Source organism: Pseudomonas sp. MEJ108, from assembly GCF_030208985.1.
GTDB lineage: Bacteria > Pseudomonadota > Gammaproteobacteria > Pseudomonadales > Pseudomonadaceae > Aquipseudomonas > Aquipseudomonas fragariae.
In genome coordinates this window covers 132,676-153,293 of record NZ_JARVSW010000048.1, presented here as the reverse complement: position 1 = coordinate 153,293, position 20,618 = coordinate 132,676, and the positions used below count along the sequence as shown (strand labels likewise).

Below are 20,618 nucleotides of genomic sequence, written 5' to 3'. Positions count from 1 at the left end.
ACTTTGGTCCCTCAAAGTGAGTCGCCGAGGGGCGAAAAGGTGACTTGAGTCGAACCCCCAGCCACCTGAAATCGCAGAACCGCCGTGTGACGCAGAGCGTCACGAACTGCATGCCAACGCGGAGCATTGGCACAAGACTCTGCATAACCACCCACTGCGTTCCACTTGCCCGCCCAAGCCCGTCACCCGTAACATCCCGCCCATGAAAAAACCGGCCTATATCGGGCGCTTTGCGCCGACTCCCAGTGGTTACCTGCATTTTGGCTCGCTGGTCGCAGCCCTAGCCTCCTATCTCGATGCGCGCGCGGCAGACGGTCAGTGGCTGTTGCGCATGGAGGATCTCGACCCGCCGCGTGAAGTGGCCGGCGCGCAGGCGGGGATTCTCGAGACACTCGAGCGCTACGGTTTTGAATGGGACGGCCAGATGGTGCGGCAAAGCGAGCGCCATGACGCCTACGCCGAGATCCTCCAGCGCTGGTTCAATCATGGCCTGGCCTACGCCTGCACCTGCTCGCGCAAACAGCTCGAAGGCTTTCAGGGTATTTATCCGGGTTTCTGCCGCAATGCCGGACATTCGCCAGACAACGCGGCGATCCGCATTCGCGTACCGGAGCTGGAATATCGTTTCGACGACCGGGTTCAGGGCACCTTCAAAATGCACCTGGGCCGCGAAAGCGGTGACTTTGTGATCCGCAGGCGCGATGGGCTGTATGCCTATCAACTGGCCGTGGTCATTGACGACGCCTGGCAAGGCGTCACCGATATCGTCCGCGGCGCCGACCTGCTCGACTCGACCCCCCGCCAGCTGTACCTGCAGGAACTGCTGGGCCTGCCCCAACCGCGCTACCTGCATGTACCGTTGATCACCCAGCCGGATGGCCACAAGCTGGGCAAGTCCTATCGCTCCCCACCGCTGCCGGCCGATCAGGCGACGCCGCTGCTGCTGCGGGCCTTGCGCGCATTGGGGCAACCGCTCGATACGCACATGGCCGACGGCACTGCACAGGAAGTGCTTGCCTGGGGCATCCGTCACTGGAACGCTGACCTGATACCCCGACTGCGCAATATTGAAGAAGCCCGGATAGACTGATCCAGAGCGGTCGCCACAAACTGCGACGCAAGGATACTTGCAGGTTGCCCGGCATCCGTTAACATGCCGCTCCTCATCTACCAGCGCAGGGAGACCAGATGTACATATACCGGTTGGTTTTGCTTCTGGTGGTCGGCATTTATCTGTTCTCTCCAGCCATCATGGACTGGTGGATCGATGCCACAGGTGCCTGGTATCGGCCCTACATGTTGTGGCTGATCCTGATTGTGGTGACGTTCATTCTGCAGAGCCAGCGAGATGCCGATGAGCTTTAGTCTGACGCAGATGCTGCTGGTCAGCGCCGCCTACCTGCTGGTGCTGTTCGGTGTAGCCTGGGTCAGCGAACACGGCCTGATTCCGCGCTGGATCATTCGTCATCCGCTGACTTACACCCTGTCACTGGGCGTCTACGCCAGCGCCTGGGCGTTTTATGGCACGGTCGGTCTGGCCTATCAGTATGGCTACGGCTTTCTGTCCAGTTATCTGGGGGTATCCGGGGCCTTCCTCCTCGCGCCGGTGCTGCTTTACCCGATCCTCAGAATTACCCGCACCTACCAGCTGTCATCACTGGCCGATCTGTTCGCGTTCCGTTTTCGCAGCACCTGGGCCGGTGCACTGACCACCGTATTCATGCTGATCGGCGTGCTGCCGCTGCTGGCCTTGCAGATTCAGGCGGTCGCCGACTCCATCGGCATTCTGACCCGCGAGCCCGTGCAGGACAGGGTCGCCGTGGCGTTCTGCGCACTGATCACCCTGTTCACGATTTTCTTCGGCTCACGGCACATCGCGACCCGCGAGAAACACGAGGGCCTGGTGTTCGCCATCGCCTTTGAATCGCTGATCAAGCTGATTGCCCTGGGCGGCGTCGGTCTGTATGCCTTGTATGGCGTGTTCGACGGCCCGCAACAGCTGGAACTGTGGCTGCTGCAGAATCAGACCGCCCTCGCCTCGCTGCACACGCCTTTGCAGGAAGGCCCGTGGCGCACGCTGCTGCTGGTGTTCTTCGCCTCGGCCATCGTCATGCCGCACATGTATCACATGACCTTTACCGAAAACCTCAATCCGCGCTCGCTGGTCAGCGCCAGTTGGGGTCTGCCGCTGTTTCTGCTGTTGATCAGCCTGGCTGTGCCGTTGATCCTCTGGGCCGGGCTGAAACTCGGCGCCACCACCAGCCCGGAATATTTCACGCTAGGCATCGGTATCGCCGCCAACAGCAAGTCCCTGGCCCTGCTCGCTTACATCGGCGGGCTGTCGGCGGCCAGCGGGCTGATCATCGTCACCACGCTTGCGCTGTCCGGCATGGCACTCAATCACCTGGTGCTGCCGCTGTATCAGCCACCCGCCGAGGGCAATATCTATCGCTGGCTGAAGTGGACGCGACGCGGACTGATCGTGGCGATCATCGCGCTGGGTTACGGCTTCTACCTGATGCTCGGCGCGCAGCAGGATCTGGCCAACCTGGGCATCGTCGCCTTCGTTGCAACCCTGCAATTTCTGCCGGGCGTGCTGTCGGTGCTGTACTGGCCGACCGCCAACCGACGCGGCTTCATCGCCGGGCTGCTGGCCGGCATTTCAGTCTGGGCGGTCAGCATGCTGTTGCCGCTGATCGGCAACCTGCAGGGCTTCTATATTCCCTGGCTGAACATGATCTACGTGCTGGACGACACCAGTTGGCACATGGCAGCCATCGCCTCGCTCGCCGCCAACGTCTTGCTGTTCACCCTGATCTCGCTGTTCACCAATGCCAGCCCTGAAGAAGCCGGGGCCGCCGAGGCCTGCGCAGTCGACAACGTGCGTCGCCCACAGCGCCGTGAACTGCACGCCGTGTCGCCGCAGGAGTTCGCCACCCAACTGGCCAAGCCGCTGGGCGCGAAAGCCGCGCAGAAGGAGGTCGAGCAAGCGCTGCGCGATCTCTACCTGCCCTTCGACGAGCGCCGCCCTTATGCCCTGCGCCGCCTGCGCGACCGCATCGAGGCCAACCTGTCCGGGCTGATGGGGCCGAGCGTTGCCCAGGACATGGTGGAAACCTTTCTGCCGTACAAATCAGGCAGCGAAAAATACGTCACCGAAGACATACATTTCATTGAAAGCCGGCTTGAGGACTACCACTCGCGCCTCACCGGCCTTGCCGCCGAACTCGATGCCCTGCGTCGCTACCACCGCCAGACCCTACAGGAGCTGCCGATGGGCGTCTGCTCGCTGGCCGAAGATCAGGAGATCCTGATGTGGAACAGGGCCATGGAAGAATTGACCGGCATCGTCGCGCAGCGTGTGGTCGGCTCGCGACTGGAAACCATTGCCGAGCCGTGGAAGGGCCTGCTGACCGGTTTTACCAGCCTGCCCGATGAGCATTTGCACAAGCAGAAGCTCGGTCTGGACGGCCAGACACGCTGGCTCAATCTGCACAAGGCAGCCATCAACGAGCCTCTGGCGCCGGGCAACAGCGGCCTGGTGGTGCTGGTCGAGGACCTGACCGACACGCAGATGCTCGAAGACAAGCTGGTGCACTCGGAACGCCTGGCAAGCATCGGCCGCCTGGCCGCCGGTGTGGCGCACGAAATCGGTAATCCGATCACCGGCATTGCCTGCCTCGCCCAGAACCTGCGCGAAGAACGTGAAGAAGACGGCGAGCTCAAGGAAATCAGCAGCCAGATCCTCGAACAGACCAAACGCGTATCGCGCATCGTCCAGTCATTGATGAGCTTTGCTCACGCGGGCGCTCATCAGCATAGCGACGAAGCCGTTTGTCTGGCCGTGGTGGCTCAGGATGCTATTGGTCTGCTGGCACTGAACCGGCGCAATTTCGAAGTACACTTCTACAACCTGTGTAACCCCGAGCACTGGGCGGTTGGCGATCCGCAACGGCTGGCGCAGGTGTTGATCAACCTGCTCTCCAACGCCCGCGACGCCTCCCCGGCAGGCAGCGCAGTCAGGGTCAGAAGCGAAGTATCCGAGCACACTGTGGACTTGATCGTCGAAGACGAAGGCAGTGGGATTTCAAAGGCAATCATGGACCGATTGTTCGAGCCGTTCTTCACCACCAAGGATCCTGGCGAGGGAACCGGACTTGGCCTGGCGCTGGTCTATTCCATCGTTGAAGAGCATTATGGACAAATCACCATCGACAGCCCGGCCGATCCCGAGCAGCAGCGTGGAACCCGAATCAGGGTGACCTTGCCACGCCATGTCGACGCGACGTCCACCGCGAACTGAGACCGTCGAGAGAACTGAATCAATGCCGCATATTTTGATCGTCGAAGACGAAACGATTATCCGCTCAGCCCTGCGTCGCCTGCTTGAACGCAACCAGTATGAAGTCAGTGAAGCCGGCTCCGTTCAAGAGGCTCAGGAACGCTTCAGCATCCCGTCGTTCGATCTGATCGTCAGCGACCTGCGCTTGCCCGGCGCACCCGGCACCGAGCTGATCAAGCTCGGCGAGGGCAAACCGGTGCTGATCATGACCAGTTACGCGAGCCTGCGCTCGGCAGTCGATTCGATGAAGATGGGCGCGGTGGACTACATCGCCAAACCCTTCGATCACGATGAAATGCTCCAGGCCGTCTCGCGGATCCTGCGTGATCGGCAGACGGTCAAGCACCTTCAGGACGAACGCGGCGCCACCGCCCGGACCAGCAGCGCTGAAAAAGGCCCGGCACAGAACCACAATGGCGAGATCGGCATCATCGGCTCATGCCCGCCCATGCTGGATCTTTACAGCAAGATCCGCAAAGTCGCCCCGACTGATTCCAACGTCCTGATTCAAGGGGAATCGGGCACCGGTAAGGAACTGGTCGCCCGCGCCCTGCACAACCTCTCACGCCGCGCCAAGGCGCCGATGATCTCCGTCAACTGTGCGGCCATTCCCGAATCGCTGATCGAGTCCGAACTGTTCGGTCATGAAAAAGGCGCGTTCACCGGGGCCAGCGCAGGCCGCGCAGGTCTGGTCGAGGCTGCTGACGGTGGCACGCTGTTTCTCGATGAAATCGGCGAGCTGCCGCTGGAAGCCCAGGCTCGCCTGCTGCGCGTATTGCAGGAAGGCGAGATTCGCCGGGTCGGTTCGGTGCAATCGCAAAAGGTCGACGTACGCCTGATTGCCGCGACCCACCGGGACCTGAAAACGCTGGCCAAAAATGGCGAGTTTCGTGAAGACCTGTTCTATCGTCTGCACGTCATCGCCCTGAAGCTCCCGGCGCTGCGCGAACGTGGCAACGACATCCTGGAAATCGCCCATGCGTTCCTGGTTCGCCAGAGCGGCAAGGTCGGACGCGACGACCTCAAATTTGCACACGACGCCGAACAAGCGATCCGCCATTACAGCTGGCCGGGTAACGTACGCGAGCTGGAAAACGCTGTGGAACGCTCGGTGATTCTGTGCGAGAACCCGGAAATCACCGCTGACCTGCTGGGCATCGACATCGAGCTCGACGGTCTGGATGACGACGAGTACATGGGCATGGCGCCGTTACCGGGCTCTTCCGGCTCGTCGGGCAACGAGCCCGCCGAAGACCTGTCACTCGAAGACTATTTTCAGCACTTCGTTCTGGAGCATCAGGATCACATGACTGAAACCGAGCTGGCGCGCAAGCTGGGCGTCAGTCGCAAATGTCTGTGGGAACGCCGTCAGCGTCTGGGCATCCCGCGGCGCAAGGGCGTCGCCAGCGAGACATAAAACCGGCCCAGGGCTCTGGCACGCGGTGCGCAGGGCGGGGACAAACTGTTACCTCAAGCGTTTCACGTAACAAAAGCCGGGTCTTACGGTAACGCAGGCCCGGCTTTTTTGTGTGCGCAAAAACGCCCTGCTGCCCGAAAAGCCCCGGTTTACGGGGCCTGGCAAAAGTTGGCACAGCTTCTGCTATATGTTTAGTACAAGAAGAACAACAAGCAGTACGACACCCACAATAAAAACAATACGAATCGACTCACGCATAACAAGAACAACACGGCGGAGGCGCAGCTAACTGATTCTTTTGGAGAGGAGTTGTATTTGGGGCTTGCCCCGCAACCAGGCCGAGAACAACAAAAACTACCCTTAGGTAGCGCCTGAACTGGTTGGATCGAATGATCATTGCAACGCAGCGACCAAAGCAATCCGTTTGCTCTTGACTCCCGACTGGGAGGTTTCACAGACGCAGGTCTCGTGAATGGGCACTCAACAAAAACAAGAAGCCCAGGCAGAAAACAATAATAAAGAGCACACACTTTGGGGGAGCTTCGGCTCCCCCAGTAGCTTCCCCGCCTTGATCCGCGCCATCGTTTACCCTTCCGCGACAGCTTCCTACACCATCCCTCGACTAAATGCTAGAATCCCCGCCCATCATGCGGTCATTCCACGTTTTTGGCCGAATATTCCTTCAAACAGTGCATCCCATGCTGAAGAAGTTGTTCCAGTCATTTCGTTCCCCACTGCGCAAACCGCAGCAACATACGCGCACCACGCCTGAAGTGCTCAACAGCAGCCAACATTCGCTGCAACGCAGTCAGTTCAGCCGCTATGCCGTGAATATCGTCGAGCGCCTGCAGAACGCCGGCTACCAGGCCTATCTGGTCGGTGGCTGCGTACGCGACATGATGCTCAACATCACGCCCAAGGATTTCGACGTCGCCACCAGCGCCACGCCCGAACAGGTGCGTGCCGAATTCCGCAACGCGCGGATCATCGGCCGCCGGTTCAAGCTGGTGCACATCCACTTCGGTCGCGAGATCATCGAAGTGGCGACGTTCCGCGCCAATCATCCCCAGGATGACGAAGAAGAGGACAGCAACCAGTCCTCGCGCAACGAAAGCGGACGCATCCTGCGTGACAACGTATACGGCACGCTTGAAGAAGACGCCCAGCGTCGCGACTTCACGATCAACGCGCTTTACTACGACCCGGTCAGCGAACGCGTCCTGGATTACGCCAATGGCGTGCACGACATCCGCAATCGCCTGATCCGCCTGATCGGCGATCCGGAGCAGCGTTATAAGGAAGACCCGGTGCGCATGCTGCGTGCCGTGCGTTTCGCTGCCAAGCTGGACTTCGGTATCGAGAAGCACAGCGCTCAGCCGATCCGTGCACTGGCGCCGATGCTGCGTGACATTCCGTCGGCACGCCTGTTCGAGGAAGTGCTCAAACTGTTCCTCTCCGGGCATGCCGCCCCCACCTTTGAAATGCTGGTGGACCTGGAACTGTTCGAACCGTTGTTCCCGGCCAGCTCCAAGGCCCTGGAATACAACCCGACCTACACCCATACGCTGATCAGCAATGCGCTGATCAATACCGACCTGCGCATCAAGCAGAACAAACCGGTCACGCCGGCGTTCCTGTTCGCTGCCCTGCTCTGGCCTGCGCTGCCGGCCAAGGTGCTGCGTGCCCAGGAACGTGGCATGCCGCCGATCGCAGCCATGCAGGAAGCCGCTCACGAACTGATCATCGAACAGTGCCAGCGCATCGCTATCCCCAAGCGCTTCACGCTGCCGATCCGCGAGATCTGGGACATGCAGGAGCGCCTGCCGCGCCGTTCGGGCAAGCGTGCCGACCTGCTGCTCGACAACTCGCGGTTCCGCGCCGGCTACGATTTCCTGCTGTTGCGTGAAACAGCGGGCGAGCAGACCGATGGTCTGGGCCAGTGGTGGACCGATTATCAGGACTGCAACGACAGCGAACGCCGCGACATGATTCGCGACCTGAGCAACAAGCCCGAGGCGGCCGGCACAGCCCCGCGCAAGCGGCGTCGTAACAGCGGCGCCAAACGCAAGCGCACCACGGGCGAGGCGCAAAGCGGTGAATGAACCGCTGTTGGCCACTGAACGCGTGTACATCGGTCTGGGCAGCAATCTGGCTGACCCTGCCGAGCAATTGCGCAGCGCCCTCAAGGCCATTGCGCAGCTACCCGATTGTCAGTTGAGCGGCGTGTCGTCCTTCTATATCAGCGACTCGCTGCTGCCCGGCCAACCGCGCTTCACCAATGCCGTCGCGGCAATCGATACCGCTCTGGCGCCCCTGGCGCTGCTTGATGCGCTACAGGCCATCGAACTGGACCAGGGCCGTGAACGCCACGAACGCTGGGGGCCACGCACGCTGGACCTCGATATTCTGCTGTTCGGCGACCATCTTATCGATGAGCCACGCCTCAAGGTGCCGCATTACCACATGCAGGCCAGGGCATTCGTGCTGTACCCGCTGGCAGAGCTGGCTCCGGGGCTGACACTGGCCGACGGCCGACCACTGAATCGTCTGCTCGATGAATGCCCGTTCACAGGCCTTGAGCGTCTGCCCGCCGAGGCATGAAGCCTGTCTGTCACCGCGCCGGTGTAACCGCTCCGACGCACAGGTAACACCTTCAATTGACTTCACGCCCCCTCCTCACGAAGATAGGCCTCCCGCCGCCACACCACAGGCGAACGGGCGTGAAACAGGCCTTTGCAAAACACCGCGACACGACGGTGTGCCTGCTTTTCCAGGATGACTCTCACGCGCTGAGCACCCGTCTTCACAGCGCCTGATGGAGGACTTTACATGCCGAACATAACCGTTACGTCGCTGCTGGCCATGAAGCAGAAGGGTGAGAAGATCACCATGCTGACCTGCTACGACGCAACCTTCGCCCACACGGCCTCCCAGGCGGGTGTCGAAGTGCTGCTGATAGGCGACTCGCTGGGCATGGTCCTGCAAGGTCACGACAGCACCCTGCCTGTTACCACCGCTGAAACGGCGTACCACGTTGCCTGTGTGAAACGCGGCAACCAGGGCGCGATGATTCTTGCCGACCTGCCGTTCATGGCCAACGCAACGCTGGAGCAGACCCTGATCAACAGCGCAACGCTGATGCAGGCGGGCGCCCACATGATCAAGGTCGAAGGCGCTGCCTGGCTGGCCGAGTCGATCCGTTTGCTGGCCGAGCGCGGCATTCCGGTGTGCGCGCACATGGGCCTGACCCCACAGGCAGTCAACGTGCTGGGCGGCTACAAGGTTCAGGGCCGGCTGGAGACGCAGGCGCGGCAGATGCGCGCCGATGCCATCGCACTGGAACAGGCGGGCGCAGCGATGATCCTGCTGGAGTGCGTGCCCAGCGAACTGGCCGAGGAAATCACCCAGGCGGTGAAGGTCCCGGTCATCGGCATTGGCGCAGGCAGCGCCACTGATGGTCAGGTCCTGGTGCTGCACGACATGCTCGGCCTGTCCATCACCGGGCGCGTGCCCAAGTTCGTGAAAAACTTCATGACCGGCCAGCCCGATATCCAGTCGGCTATCCGGGCCTACGTGACCGCCGTCAAAGACCTCAGCTTTCCGGCCACTGAACACGGATTCTCGGCATGAACACAGTAAAAACCGTACAGGACCTGCGCGCCGCCGTTGCGCGGGCACGCAGCGAAGGCAAGCGGATCGCGCTGACCCCGACGATGGGCAACCTGCACAGCGGCCACGCCGCGCTGGTCACCAAGGCGGCGCAGCGTGCCGATTTCGTGGTCGCCACTATTTTCGTCAATCCGCTGCAGTTCGGCCCCAACGAAGACCTGGCCACCTACCCTCGCACGCTGGCTGCCGATCAAGAAAAACTCCTGCAGGCCGGCTGCAATCTGCTGTTCACGCCCAGCGTGGAAGAAATGTACCCGCACGGCATGGCCGACCAGACACTGGTCAGCGTGCCGCACCTGTCGCAAGGCCTGTGTGGCGCCAGCCGTCCCGGCCATTTCGAAGGTGTCGCGACCGTGGTCAGCAAGCTGTTCAACATGGTGCAGCCTGACCTGGCGATTTTTGGTGAAAAAGACTTCCAGCAACTGGCCGTGATTCGGGCCATGGTGCGTGATCTGAACATGCCGATCCAGATCATCGGCGAACCGACGGTACGCGCTGACGATGGTCTGGCGCTGTCCTCGCGCAACGGGTATCTGAGCGACGATCAGCGCGCCGCGGCACCCGCGCTGTATCAAGCGATCCGCCAGACCGCCGACGTGATCAGTGCCGGCGAACAGGATTTCGACGCATTGCTGGCGAGCAAGAAGCAGCAACTGGAGGCTGCCGGTTTTCGCATCGACTATCTGGAGATACGCGATGCCACCAGCCTGCGTCCGGCGACTGCCGACAATCGCGAAGTGGTCATCCTCGCAGCGGCATTCCTGGGCAAAACCCGCTTGATCGACAACCTGCACCTGACCAGAAGCTGACAGGATGTGCGCCGGCAATGAACTAAGGCACACCGGCAATGCCATACCGGTACAGGTTGCCTGAACCACAACCGACCGTATTCGTGACAAAGCCCCGGTTGCCTGTGTGTGAAAAAGTACCGGGGTCATGTAAGGCGAGGCGCAGACAAACAGGTACGCGAAGGGTAGTCTGCGATGTGTAGCCCGTGAGAAAGCTTGCGACCTCGCTCCAAGAATATCCAAAGACAGAACCAGTTAAAGGAAACCCGCAGCGATGGCGTACTACCGCACTCCTTCCGATGTGACCGCTCTGCCCGCCTGGCAAGCGTTGAACAAACACCGCCAGGCCATGCAGAACTTCAGCATGCGCGAAGCGTTCAACACCGACCCGCAGCGCTTCAGCCAATTCACCCTCAGCAGCGCTGGCCTGTTTCTCGATTATTCCAAAAACCTGATCACCACCGAGACCCGCGACCTGTTGGTCAGCCTGGCGGGTGAAGTGGGCCTCAAGGAGGCGATCAAGGCTCAGTATGATGGCGAGCTGGTCAACTCATCCGAAGGCCGCCCTGCCCTGCACACCGCTCTGCGCCGCCCGGTCGGCGACAAGTTGAAAGTCAACGGCGTCGATGTGATGCCGGACGTACACCGCGTCCTCAATCAGATGACCGAACTGGTCGGCCGCATCCATGACGGCCTGTGGCGCGGTTATACCGAAAAACCGATCACCGACGTGGTGAACATCGGCATCGGCGGCTCGTTCCTCGGCCCGGAGCTGGTCTCCGAAGCGCTGGTGGCCTACGCGCACAAAGGTGTCCGCTGCCATTACCTGGCCAACATCGACGGCAGCGAGTTCCATGAGCTGTCGATGAAGATTCGTGCCGAGACCACGCTGTTCATCGTCTCGTCGAAATCCTTCAATACGCTGGAAACCCTGAAAAATGCGCAAGCTGCACGCGCCTGGTACCTGGCGCAGGGCGGCTCGGAAGTCGAACTGCATCGCCACTTCATCGCGGTGTCCAGCAACAACGCGGCGGCCGTGGCCTTCGGCATCCGTGAAGAAAACATCTTCCCGATGTGGGACTGGGTCGGCGGTCGCTATTCGCTGTGGTCGGCCATCGGTCTGCCTATCGCGCTGGCCATCGGCATGTCCAACTTCAAGGAACTGCTGTCCGGTGCCTACACCATGGACCAGCATTTCCAGAGCGCGCCTTTCGAACAGAACATGCCGGTATTACTGGGCTTGCTGGGCGTCTGGTACGGCAATTTCTGGAACGCACAAAGCCACGCGATCCTGCCGTACGACCACTACCTGCGCAACATCACCAAGCACTTGCAACAACTGGACATGGAATCCAACGGCAAGAGCGTCCGTCAGGACGGTACGCCGACCTCGACCGACACCGGACCGGTGATCTGGGGCGGCGTGGGTGCCAACGGTCAGCACGCTTACCACCAGTTGCTGCACCAGGGCACGCAGATGATTCCGGCCGACTTCATTGTGCCGATCGTCAGCTTCAACCCGGTTGCCGACCACCACCAGTGGCTGTACGCCAACTGTCTGTCGCAGAGCCAGGCACTGATGATGGGCAAGACCCGCGCAGAAGCCGAAGCCGAGCTGCGCGAGAAGGGTATGGACGAGCAAGAGGTGCAGAAGCTGGCACCGCACAAGGTCATCCCCGGCAACCGTCCGAGCAACACGCTGGTGGTCGAGCGCATCAGCCCGCGTCGTCTTGGCGCGCTGGTGGCCATGTATGAACACAAGGTGTTCGTGCAGAGCGTGATCTGGGGCACCAACGCCTTTGACCAATGGGGTGTGGAGCTGGGCAAGGAAATGGGCAAGGCGGTGTACCAGCGTCTGACCGGCGGCACCGAAGAGCCGGCTGACGATGCATCGACCCAAGGCCTGATCAACTACTTCCGCGGCCGTCACCGCGGCTGATTGTTTCCCTCTCGTTCCCACGCTCTGCGCTCAGCGTTACGCAGAAGTCTTGATGAGTAGGGGAAACGGGGCTTTTGTAGGAGCGACCGGGGCGGCGATCCGCCTTGTTCGCGAAGGCGTTATGTCAGACGCAGAAACTTCTGCGGCTGCACAGGGCCCTTTCGCGAACAAGTTCGCTCCCACGCCCTGCGGGCAGAAGCCCTGTACATCATCAGCGGATGTACGCTCTCCTTGTAGGAGCGAACTTGTTCGCGAAAGCTTTATTTCGAGTGATACATCTTTAGCGGATGTACCGGCCCTTTCGCAAGCAAGCGAAGGGTCGCACGGTCCGTTACCACAAAAGTCTCTTTGCCGTACTTCCCTCCCTGATGCCCGAGCCCGACATGGAATTCATCCGCACCCGCATCGAAACCCAGGTCATCAGCCTTACCGGCCTGGCCCTGGGTCAGCTGGATCTGGAGACCCCCAAGGGCGACCCGGGTCTGTTTGGCCCTCAGGCGGTGTGCTGGAAGGTGCATGGCGATTTCACCAGCATGCTGGTCGGCGGCATCAGCGCATTGATGCTGCAGGCGTTGCACCCGCTGGCACTGGCGGGCATCTGGGACCACTCCAACTTTCGTCAGGACATGCTCGGCCGCCTGCGGCGCACCGGGCAGTTTCTGTCCGGCACCACCTACGGCTCTACGCGAGATGCCAACTGGCTGATCGACAAGGTCCGCAACATTCACCTGAACATCGTCGGCACCGCGCCCGATGGCCGGCCGTATGCGGCCAGCGATCCGGATTTGCTGACCTGGGTGCATGTGGCCGAAGTCAGCAGCTTCCTCGCAGCGCATGTGCGCTATCTGAACCCGGACATGCCGCTCGCCGATCAGGACGCGTACTACGCGGAAACGGCGCTGGTCGCCGAGCGACTCGGCGCGCGCAACGTTCCGCGCTCCCGTCAGGCCATTGCTGACTATCTGGCCGACATACGCGGCCAACTGGTCTGTGACGCGCGCAGCCGCGAAGTGCTGCGCCTGCTGCTCGATGCGCCCGCACCCAACTGGCTGGCCAAGCCTTTTGGCGTGTTGATGATGCGCGCCGGTATCGAGCTGCTGCCGGACTGGGCCAGCGACATGCTCGACGTCACGCAAAGCCCCTTCAAGCGCCGGATGATCCGCCTGGGCGTCAACAATACTGCGCCCATTCTGCGCTGGGCCGTGCGCGACGGATCGGCGCAACGTGCCAGACGCCGCATGGGCGTTTGAACGTGACATGAAGGTTTTCGGCAAACCGTGACCGGGCGGTTCACGGTTGGAACCTGCCTGCCTATCTGTGCCACCATGAGCACTCAATAACAATGAGGATCAGCACCATGCACGACGTCGTTATCGTCGCCGCCACGCGTACCGCCGTGGGCAGTTTTCAGGGCTCACTGGCCTCTGTCGCCGCAGTCGACCTCGGCGCAGCGGTCATTCGTCAACTGCTTGCCCGCACCGGCGTGGACGGCGCGCAGGTCGATGAGGTCATCATGGGTCAGGTGCTGACCGCAGGCGCTGGCCAGAACCCTGCGCGGCAGGCAGCCATCAAGGCCGGCCTGCCCTTCTCGGTGCCGGCCATGACCCTGAACAAGGTCTGCGGCTCCGGCCTCAAGGCCCTGCACCTGGCGACCCAGGCGATTCGTTGCGGCGACGCCGAGATCATCATCGCCGGTGGCCAGGAAAACATGAGCCTGTCCAACTACGTGCTGCCGGGCGCGCGCACCGGATTGCGCATGGGCCACGCCAGCATGGTCGATACGATGATCACTGACGGCCTGTGGGATGCATTCAATGATTACCACATGGGCATCACTGCCGAGAACCTCGCGCAGCAGTACGACATCAGCCGTGAAGCCCAGGATGAGTTCGCCGCTTTGTCTCAGCAGAAGGCGATGGCTGCGATTGAAGCCGGACGCTTCGTCGATGAGATCACCCCGATCCTGATCCCGCAGCGCAAGGGTGATCCGCTGTCCTTCGTAACAGACGAGCAGCCCCGCGCCGGCACCACTGCCGAGACGCTGGCCAAGCTCAAGCCCGCGTTCAAAAAGGACGGTACGGTCACCGCCGGCAATGCCTCTTCGCTGAACGACGGAGCGGCCGCCGTGATGCTGATGAGTGCCGCTAAAGCCGAGCAACTGGGCCTGCCGGTGCTGGCGCGCATTGCCGGGTATGCCAACGCCGGTGTCGACCCGGCCATCATGGGCATCGGGCCGGTCAGTGCCACACGTCGCTGCCTGGACAAGGCTGGCTGGTCGCTGGCCGAGCTGGACCTGATCGAAGCCAACGAAGCCTTCGCTGCACAGTCCCTGTCGGTCGGCAAGGAGCTGGGGCTGGATCCGCAAAAGCTCAACGTGAATGGTGGCGCTATCGCTCTTGGTCACCCGATTGGCGCGTCGGGCTGCCGCGTGCTGGTAACACTGCTGCACGAGATGATCAGGCGCGATGTGAAGAAGGGCCTGGCCACGCTGTGCATCGGTGGTGGTCAGGGGGTTGCTCTGGCACTCGAACGCTAGAGCAGGAAGAAGGCGCGGGGCAGCCCGCGCCTTGCATCATCAGGCGGCTGCGGGCACCACTTCCATGTCAGCGGGCTCCGGGCGCTTGATCAGCGCGTAGATCACGCCGGTCAGCACACTACCGGCGATGATCGCCACCAGATAAAGCAGCGCATGGTTGATGGCGTTGGGGATCAGCATCACGAACAGGCCGCCATGCGGTGCCATCAGCTTGCAGCCGAAGTACATCGACAGCGCACCGGTCAGCGCGCCACCCACGACACTGGCCGGAATCACTCGCAACGGGTCCTTGGCGGCAAAGGGAATGGCACCTTCCGAAATAAAGCACAGCCCCAGCACGAACGCCGCCTTACCGGCCTCACGCTCGCTCTGGGCGAACTTGCGGCGAGCCAGGATCGTAGCGATGCCCATACCGATGGGTGGCACCATACCCGCAGCCATGGCGGTGGCCATCGGCGCGTAGCTCTGGGACGCCAGCAAACCGACCGAGAAGGCGTAGGACGCCTTGTTGATCGGCCCACCGAGGTCGACGCACATCATTGCGCCCAGCACCACACCCAACAGGATCGCATTGGTGGTGCCCATGCTGTCGAGGAAGTGCGTCAACGCTTCGAGCATGCCAGCAACCGGCTTGCCGACCACGTAGATCATCACCAGACCGGTGAACAGGCTCGACAGCAACGGGATGATCAGAATCGGCTTGAGCGCCTCGACGCTGGCCGGCAGACGTGCGTAGCGGTTGATCGCCGCAGCACTGTAGCCGGCCAGGAAGCCTGCGACGATACCGCCGATGAACCCGGCACCCAGCGTACTCGCCAACAGACCACCGATCATGCCGGGTGCCAGCCCCGGACGGTCAGCAATCGAATAGGCGATGTACCCGGCCAGCAACGGCACCATCAGTTTGAACGCCGCTTCCCCACCGATCTGCATCAGTGCCGCAGCCAGCGTGCCCGGCTCCTTGAACGCGGTGATACCGAATACGAAGGAAAGAGCGATCAACAGCCCGCCCGCCACGACCATCGGCAGCATGAACGACACGCCGGTCAGCAGGTGTTTGTAGACGCCCGCCTTCTCTTGTCTGGCAGGTGACTTGGCGGCGGCCTCATCGGACTCCACCTGCCCTTCCGCCAGGGCTTTTTTCAGAGTCGCTTCGGACTGCTTGAGCGCGATCCCGGTGCCGCAACGGTAGATCTTCTTGCCGGCAAAGCGGTCGGTGTTGACTTCGATATCCGCCGCCAGCAGCACCACATCGGCATCGGCGATGGCCTTGGCGCTGAGCGGGTTACGCGCGCCTACCGAGCCCTGGGTTTCGACTTGCAGGTCGTAATTCAGACGCTTGGCAGCCTGCTGGATCGCTTCGGCCGCCATGAACGTGTGGGCTACACCGGTCGGACAGGCCGTGATTGCAACAATGCGCGGTTGCCCGCCGCTGCCACCGCTTGCCTGAGGCGCCGCTGCTTCGGACGCTGCATGCAACTGCGCTTCTCGCTCGGCGCGCTGCAGAAAGCTGTCGACATCCTGCAACGCATGCGCAGGCGAATCCTGAAACAGACGCTTGCCGACAAAGCGGCTCAAGTCCACAGGACCGGTATTGACCACCAGGACAAGATCGGCGGCTTCGATGTCCTCGGCGGACAACTGCTGATCGGCCTTGTTGGGATCGATGATTTCGACGCTGGTTTCCCAGCCCTGGCGCAGGGCCGCCGCTTCGAGCAATCGTGCGCTGAGTACGCTGCTGACCTTGCCGCTCGGGCAGGCCGTAACTATGGCTAACTTCATGACGATCCTCTCTTATTGTTCTGAAAGGCTGCGTACAGTGACGCCGCCTTCAAGCCGTTTGAGTTGCGCGGCATCGGTAATACCGAAACCGATCTGGGTCACCGCCATGGCGGCAATCGCTGTGGCAGTGCGCAAGGTCTTGTGCGGCTCTTGACCACTGATCAAGCCGTGCACCATGCCCGCCAAAAGCGAGTCGCCCGCACCGACCGTACTGGCCACGGTGACCTTGGGCGGCAGCGAATGCAGCGCCACGCTCGGGCTGAACCAGTGCACGCCTTCGGAGCCTTGAGAGATCACCACATGCTCGATGCCCTGCGCCTGCAGACGCGCGGCCGCCTCGGCTTGCGCCGCGATGGAGATGATCGGAGCGTCGAGGGCATCAGCCAGCTCTTCGGTATTGGGTTTGATCAGCCAGGGCCCGGCCTTCAGACCCGCGCGCAAGGCCAGACCACTGCTGTCCAGCGCCACTTTCAGACCGAGGTCCTTGAGCATCAGCAGCAGTTTTTGCAGCCACTCCGGGGTGACGCCGCGCGGCAGACTGCCCGCCACGACCACCACGTCGAAACCCTGTGCGATCTGTTCGACGCGGGTAAACAGCGCCTGCTGCGCCTCTTCACTGACCTGCGGCCCCGGGCCGTTCAGGTCGGTGATACGGCCACTGCCTTCGGCCAGCTTGATGTTGCTGCGCGTTTCGCCCGGCACCCGCACAAACTCGTCGACGAACTGACGACGCTCGAATAACGCTTCGAACGCTTGCTGATTGTCGACGCCGAGAAAGCCGGCAACGGTCAGGTCATGGCCCAGGTCAGCCAGCACCTGCGCCACATTCAGGCCTTTTCCCGCGGCGTGAGTGAGCATCGCCGTGCTGCGGTTGACCTGGCCCAGCTCCAACTGCCCCAACTGCACAGTCAGGTCCAGCGCCGGGTTCATGGTCAGGGTAAGAATCTTCGCCATTACACAGCCTCCACAAGCGCGCGGACTTCGGCGGCGCTGCCCGCCGTCAGCGCATTTTGCGCCAGTTCCCGAGCGCTGCTCAGGGTCAGTTCACGCACGCAAGCCTTGACCTCGCCAATGCTGCGCGCCGAGACACTCAATTCATCCACGCCCAGGCCGACCAGAATCGGCACCGCCAGCGGGTCTGCAGCCAGTTCGCCGCACACGCCCACCCATTTGCCGTTGGCATGCGCTGCGCGTACGGTCATGTCGATCAGTTGCAGCACCGACGGGTGCAGCCCGTCAGCCTGGGCCGACAGTGTCGGGTGGCCGCGGTCGATGGCCATGGTGTATTGCGTCAGGTCATTGGTGCCGATGCTGAAGAAGTCCACCTCCTTCGCCAGCACCGGGGCGATCAGCGCAGCCGATGGCACTTCGATCATGATCCCCAGTTGCAGGTCGCTGACCGGAATTTCCTCGCGCAGGCGCTGGGTCATGTCCCGCGCCTGACGCCACTCTTCGAGCGTGCCGATCATTGGGAACATGATGCGCAGCGGGCCGCTGTCTGCCGAACGCAACAGGGCGCGAAGCTGGCTTTCCATGACATCAGGACGCTGCAGGGTAAGACGGATACCGCGGACGCCGAGGAACGGGTTTTCCTCTTTGGCGATCGGCCAGTAAGGCAGCGGCTTGTCGCCACCGACGTCCAGGGTACGCACCACCAGCGGACGCCCGCCCAGATCGGTCAGCACGCGGCGGTATTCAGCTTCCTGCGTGGCTTCATCCGGCGCCTGGGAATGCGCCATGAACAGCAGCTCGGTGCGCAGCAGACCGACGCCTTCCGCGCCCTGCTCCACGGCAGCCGGTGTGCCGGTGCTGTCGCCGATATTGGCGAAGACTTCGACGGCATGACCATCGCGCGTCACAGCGGGCTCCATGCGCGCTGCGGCGGCCGCCTTGAGACGTTGCTCACGCGCGTCACGGTCCTGTACTGCGCGCTGCAGGGTCGCCTCGTCAGGCGCGACGGTCAGCCGTCCGCGCTGGCTGTCGAGCAGCAGTACGGTGCCCGGCTTGAGCAGCAGCACTTCATCACCGGCCCCGACCAGCGCGGGAATGCCCAGCGCACGCGCCACGATGGCACTGTGCGCGGTGGCACCGCCGCGTGCGGTAAGAATGCCGGCGACCTGCGCCGGGTCGAGACGGGCAACGTCGGACGGGCCGACTTCATCCATTACCAGAATGTAGGGTTCGTCCGGAGCTGCAACGGTTTCGACGCCACAGATCTGCGCCAGCACGCGGCGACCGACGTCACGCAGGTCTGCGGCGCGCTCGGCCAGCAGTGCGTCCTGCAGTTGTTCCTGCTGAACCGCAGCGGTCTCGATAACCGTGGCCCAGGCCGCGGCCGCGCTTTCGTCGTTGTTGAGGCGCGCTTCGACTTCGCTGGTCAGTTCCGGGTCTTCAAGCATCTCCTGGTGGGTGATGAAGATTTCCCGGATGGCCTTGGACTTGCTGCGCTGAATAAGATTTTCGATATCGCTGCGCACCTCGCCGATCGCCTTGTGCAGGCGCTCGCGCTCGGCAGCCACCGACTCGCCCCGTTGGGGATAATCGAAGCTTTGCAGCACTTGAACGTGGGCCGGCCCCATGGCAATCCCCGGTGAAGCAGACACAGCCTGCAACACGCTGCCTGCTGGCGGAGCGCTGAGCGGTTTGGCAGCAGCCGGGGCCGGCGCTGGCGCAGCCTCGGTCTGCGAGACGGCGGGCAAGGGTTCGACTTCCTCGCCCAGACCTTGCTCGACGGCGGCGATCAGGGCTGGCAGTGCGTCGTCGGCGATGGTCGGCTCGGCAATGAATTCCAGCGTCTGACCACGGCGGGCGCCGAGGCTGAGCAGCTTGCTCAGGCTCTTGGCCGACACGGCGGCCTCGCCGGTTTCCAGCACGCGCATGCGGATCTCGCCGTCAAACTCCTTGGCCAGCTGCGCCAGTATCTTCGCCGGGCGAGCGTGCAAGCCATGGGCGTTGGCCAGTTGAATCTGCCGGGTCGGCCACTCGGCTGGCAGTTCGCCGCCCAGCGCTTCGAGCACGGCGCGGCTGTTGGTGGCGTGGCCCAGCTCGTGGCCACGGCCTTCGATCAACAACAGGCACAGACGCTCGAGCAGCGCCTGATGCGCCTCACCGAGGCTGGCCAGGCAGAACAGCCCGGTCAGCGGCTGGCCCAGATAACGCATGGGTTTGTCGGGGGTGACGAACGCCAGACCGGGACGCTTGACGGTTTGCTCGCTGTGCAGCCACCAAAGGCCATCACCCAGCGACAAGGCTTCCACTTGCTGGAGCACGGCGGCAAAGCCGTTACTCACGCAGTCGGCCTTGCGCAACAGGCGTGCGCCGCGCCAGACCAGTTCTTCAAAATCGTCGGCCGATACGCCGAGGCTGATCATCTGTGCGTCGAGCGCCAGTTCCTGCGGAGCGCCCTGCAATAGCTTGAGCAGGTCTTCCGGGGTCTTCGCTTCGCGCAGTGCCTGGCCAAGATCCTCTTCACCCAATGCGCGCGTCAGCAGTTGCAGCAGGCGCAAGTGCTCGTCGGATTTGGCAGCGATACCAATCGCCAGGTAAACCATTTGTCCGTCGCCCCAGTCCACCCCTTCGGGGAACTGCATCAAACGCACACCGGTGGTAAACACCAGGTCGCGGGTTTCGGGTGTACCGTGTGGGATGGCGATGCCCTGACCGAGGAAGGTCGAGCCTTGCTGCTCACGGTTCATCAGCCCGGTGAGGTAGCCCTCGGCAACCAGACCATCAGCGACCAGGTGGTCGGCAATCAGCTTAAGTGCGGCAGTTTTATCCACAGCCGACTGGGCCATGGATATTTGCTCCAGAGTGAGTTCGAGCATTGCCTTGACTCCTGTGCAGCGCCAAGGCGCCACCTGATTCTTGTTTTAATGGCGATCATGTGATCGACAGCGTAGGGGGGATGAAGGTGATATCTGTCCGAGCATCGTATCGGACATCACTTTCATCTCGATTGCAGCAGACAACAGGCGTGCTGAATCGTTTAATCTAGAATTGCCCGGCACGTTACTCGATTCTGGGGATTCATTGAAGCCCGGACGGTGCGATCACTGTGGGACAATTCCTAAAATACGTGAAGTACTTGGGAATTTCCTACGGTCTGGTGTAAAGATCAGCGCCATGAAAAAAATAACTCGATTGTC

General features: G+C 62.0%; 14 protein-coding genes. 11 read left to right on the top strand and 3 right to left on the bottom strand.

All coding sequences use genetic code 11. The annotated features are described in order from the left end of the window. The first annotated feature begins 202 nt into the window (after window positions 1-202). From gluQRS to QRN50_RS20230, 11 genes are all read left to right on the top strand, one after another. Window positions 203-1,090 carry a tRNA glutamyl-Q(34) synthetase GluQRS gene (gluQRS, locus tag QRN50_RS20280; RefSeq protein ID WP_024660965.1) on the top strand — a complete coding sequence of 296 codons (888 nt, stop codon included), beginning with the start codon at window positions 203-205 and terminating at the stop codon, window positions 1,088-1,090. 98 nt (window positions 1,091-1,188) lie between these two features. Next, window positions 1,189-1,365: a hypothetical protein gene (locus tag QRN50_RS20275; RefSeq protein ID WP_002552060.1), complete on the top strand. Its 177-nt coding sequence runs from the start codon at window positions 1,189-1,191 to the stop codon at window positions 1,363-1,365. Then, a complete protein-coding gene (locus tag QRN50_RS20270) occupies window positions 1,349-4,303 on the top strand; it encodes a sensor histidine kinase (protein ID WP_024641215.1) in 2,955 nt (984 codons plus the stop codon). The genes QRN50_RS20275 and QRN50_RS20270 overlap by 17 nt, the downstream gene beginning before the upstream one ends. Before the next feature lie 22 nt (window positions 4,304-4,325). After that, the gene (locus tag QRN50_RS20265; RefSeq protein ID WP_024639810.1) at window positions 4,326-5,759 is read left to right on the top strand and encodes a sigma-54-dependent transcriptional regulator; all 1,434 of its coding nucleotides are present in this window, start codon (window positions 4,326-4,328) and stop codon (window positions 5,757-5,759) included. A 698-nt stretch (window positions 5,760-6,457) separates the two neighbouring features. Beyond that, complete coding sequence (locus QRN50_RS20260) at window positions 6,458-7,861, top strand: polynucleotide adenylyltransferase PcnB (RefSeq protein ID WP_003345072.1); 1,404 nt, start codon at window positions 6,458-6,460, stop codon at window positions 7,859-7,861. Continuing rightward, window positions 7,854-8,360 (top strand): 2-amino-4-hydroxy-6-hydroxymethyldihydropteridine diphosphokinase, encoded by a 507-nt coding sequence (gene folK, locus QRN50_RS20255; protein WP_011266659.1) that lies wholly within the window; start codon window positions 7,854-7,856, stop codon window positions 8,358-8,360. Before QRN50_RS20260 ends, folK begins: the two co-directional genes overlap by 8 nt. 228 nt (window positions 8,361-8,588) lie before the next feature. Next, entirely contained in the window at window positions 8,589-9,389 is an 801-nt protein-coding gene (gene panB / locus QRN50_RS20250; protein WP_011266658.1) for a 3-methyl-2-oxobutanoate hydroxymethyltransferase, read from the top strand. Beyond that, window positions 9,386-10,237, top strand: a complete 852-nt coding sequence (panC, locus tag QRN50_RS20245) for a pantoate--beta-alanine ligase (RefSeq protein ID WP_096127323.1) — start codon at window positions 9,386-9,388, stop codon at window positions 10,235-10,237. The genes panB and panC overlap by 4 nt, the downstream gene beginning before the upstream one ends. A gap of 253 nt (window positions 10,238-10,490) precedes the next feature. Further along, window positions 10,491-12,155 (top strand): glucose-6-phosphate isomerase, encoded by a 1,665-nt coding sequence (gene pgi / locus QRN50_RS20240; RefSeq protein WP_096127322.1) that lies wholly within the window; start codon window positions 10,491-10,493, stop codon window positions 12,153-12,155. A gap of 383 nt (window positions 12,156-12,538) precedes the next feature. After that, the gene (locus QRN50_RS20235; RefSeq protein ID WP_096127326.1) at window positions 12,539-13,405 is read left to right on the top strand and encodes an oxygenase MpaB family protein; all 867 of its coding nucleotides are present in this window, start codon (window positions 12,539-12,541) and stop codon (window positions 13,403-13,405) included. A gap of 107 nt (window positions 13,406-13,512) precedes the next feature. Beyond that, entirely contained in the window at window positions 13,513-14,691 is a 1,179-nt protein-coding gene (locus tag QRN50_RS20230; protein WP_096127325.1) for an acetyl-CoA C-acetyltransferase, read from the top strand. Window positions 14,692-14,730: 39 nt separating this feature from the next. Here the strand turns inward: QRN50_RS20230 and QRN50_RS20225 are convergent, their stop codons facing one another. The 3 genes from QRN50_RS20225 to ptsP are packed head-to-tail and all read right to left on the bottom strand — an operon-like array spanning window position 14,731 to window position 20,297. Next, the gene (locus QRN50_RS20225; RefSeq protein WP_096127321.1) at window positions 14,731-16,473 is read right to left on the bottom strand and encodes a PTS fructose-like transporter subunit IIB; all 1,743 of its coding nucleotides are present in this window, start codon (window positions 16,471-16,473) and stop codon (window positions 14,731-14,733) included. A gap of 12 nt (window positions 16,474-16,485) precedes the next feature. After that, a complete protein-coding gene (gene pfkB, locus QRN50_RS20220; RefSeq protein WP_003406610.1) occupies window positions 16,486-17,427 on the bottom strand; it encodes a 1-phosphofructokinase in 942 nt (313 codons plus the stop codon). Beyond that, window positions 17,427-20,297 carry a phosphoenolpyruvate--protein phosphotransferase gene (gene ptsP, locus QRN50_RS20215; RefSeq protein ID WP_011266652.1) on the bottom strand — a complete coding sequence of 957 codons (2,871 nt, stop codon included), beginning with the start codon at window positions 20,295-20,297 and terminating at the stop codon, window positions 17,427-17,429. Before ptsP ends, pfkB begins: the two co-directional genes overlap by 1 nt. Window positions 20,298-20,618 lie beyond the last annotated feature (321 nt).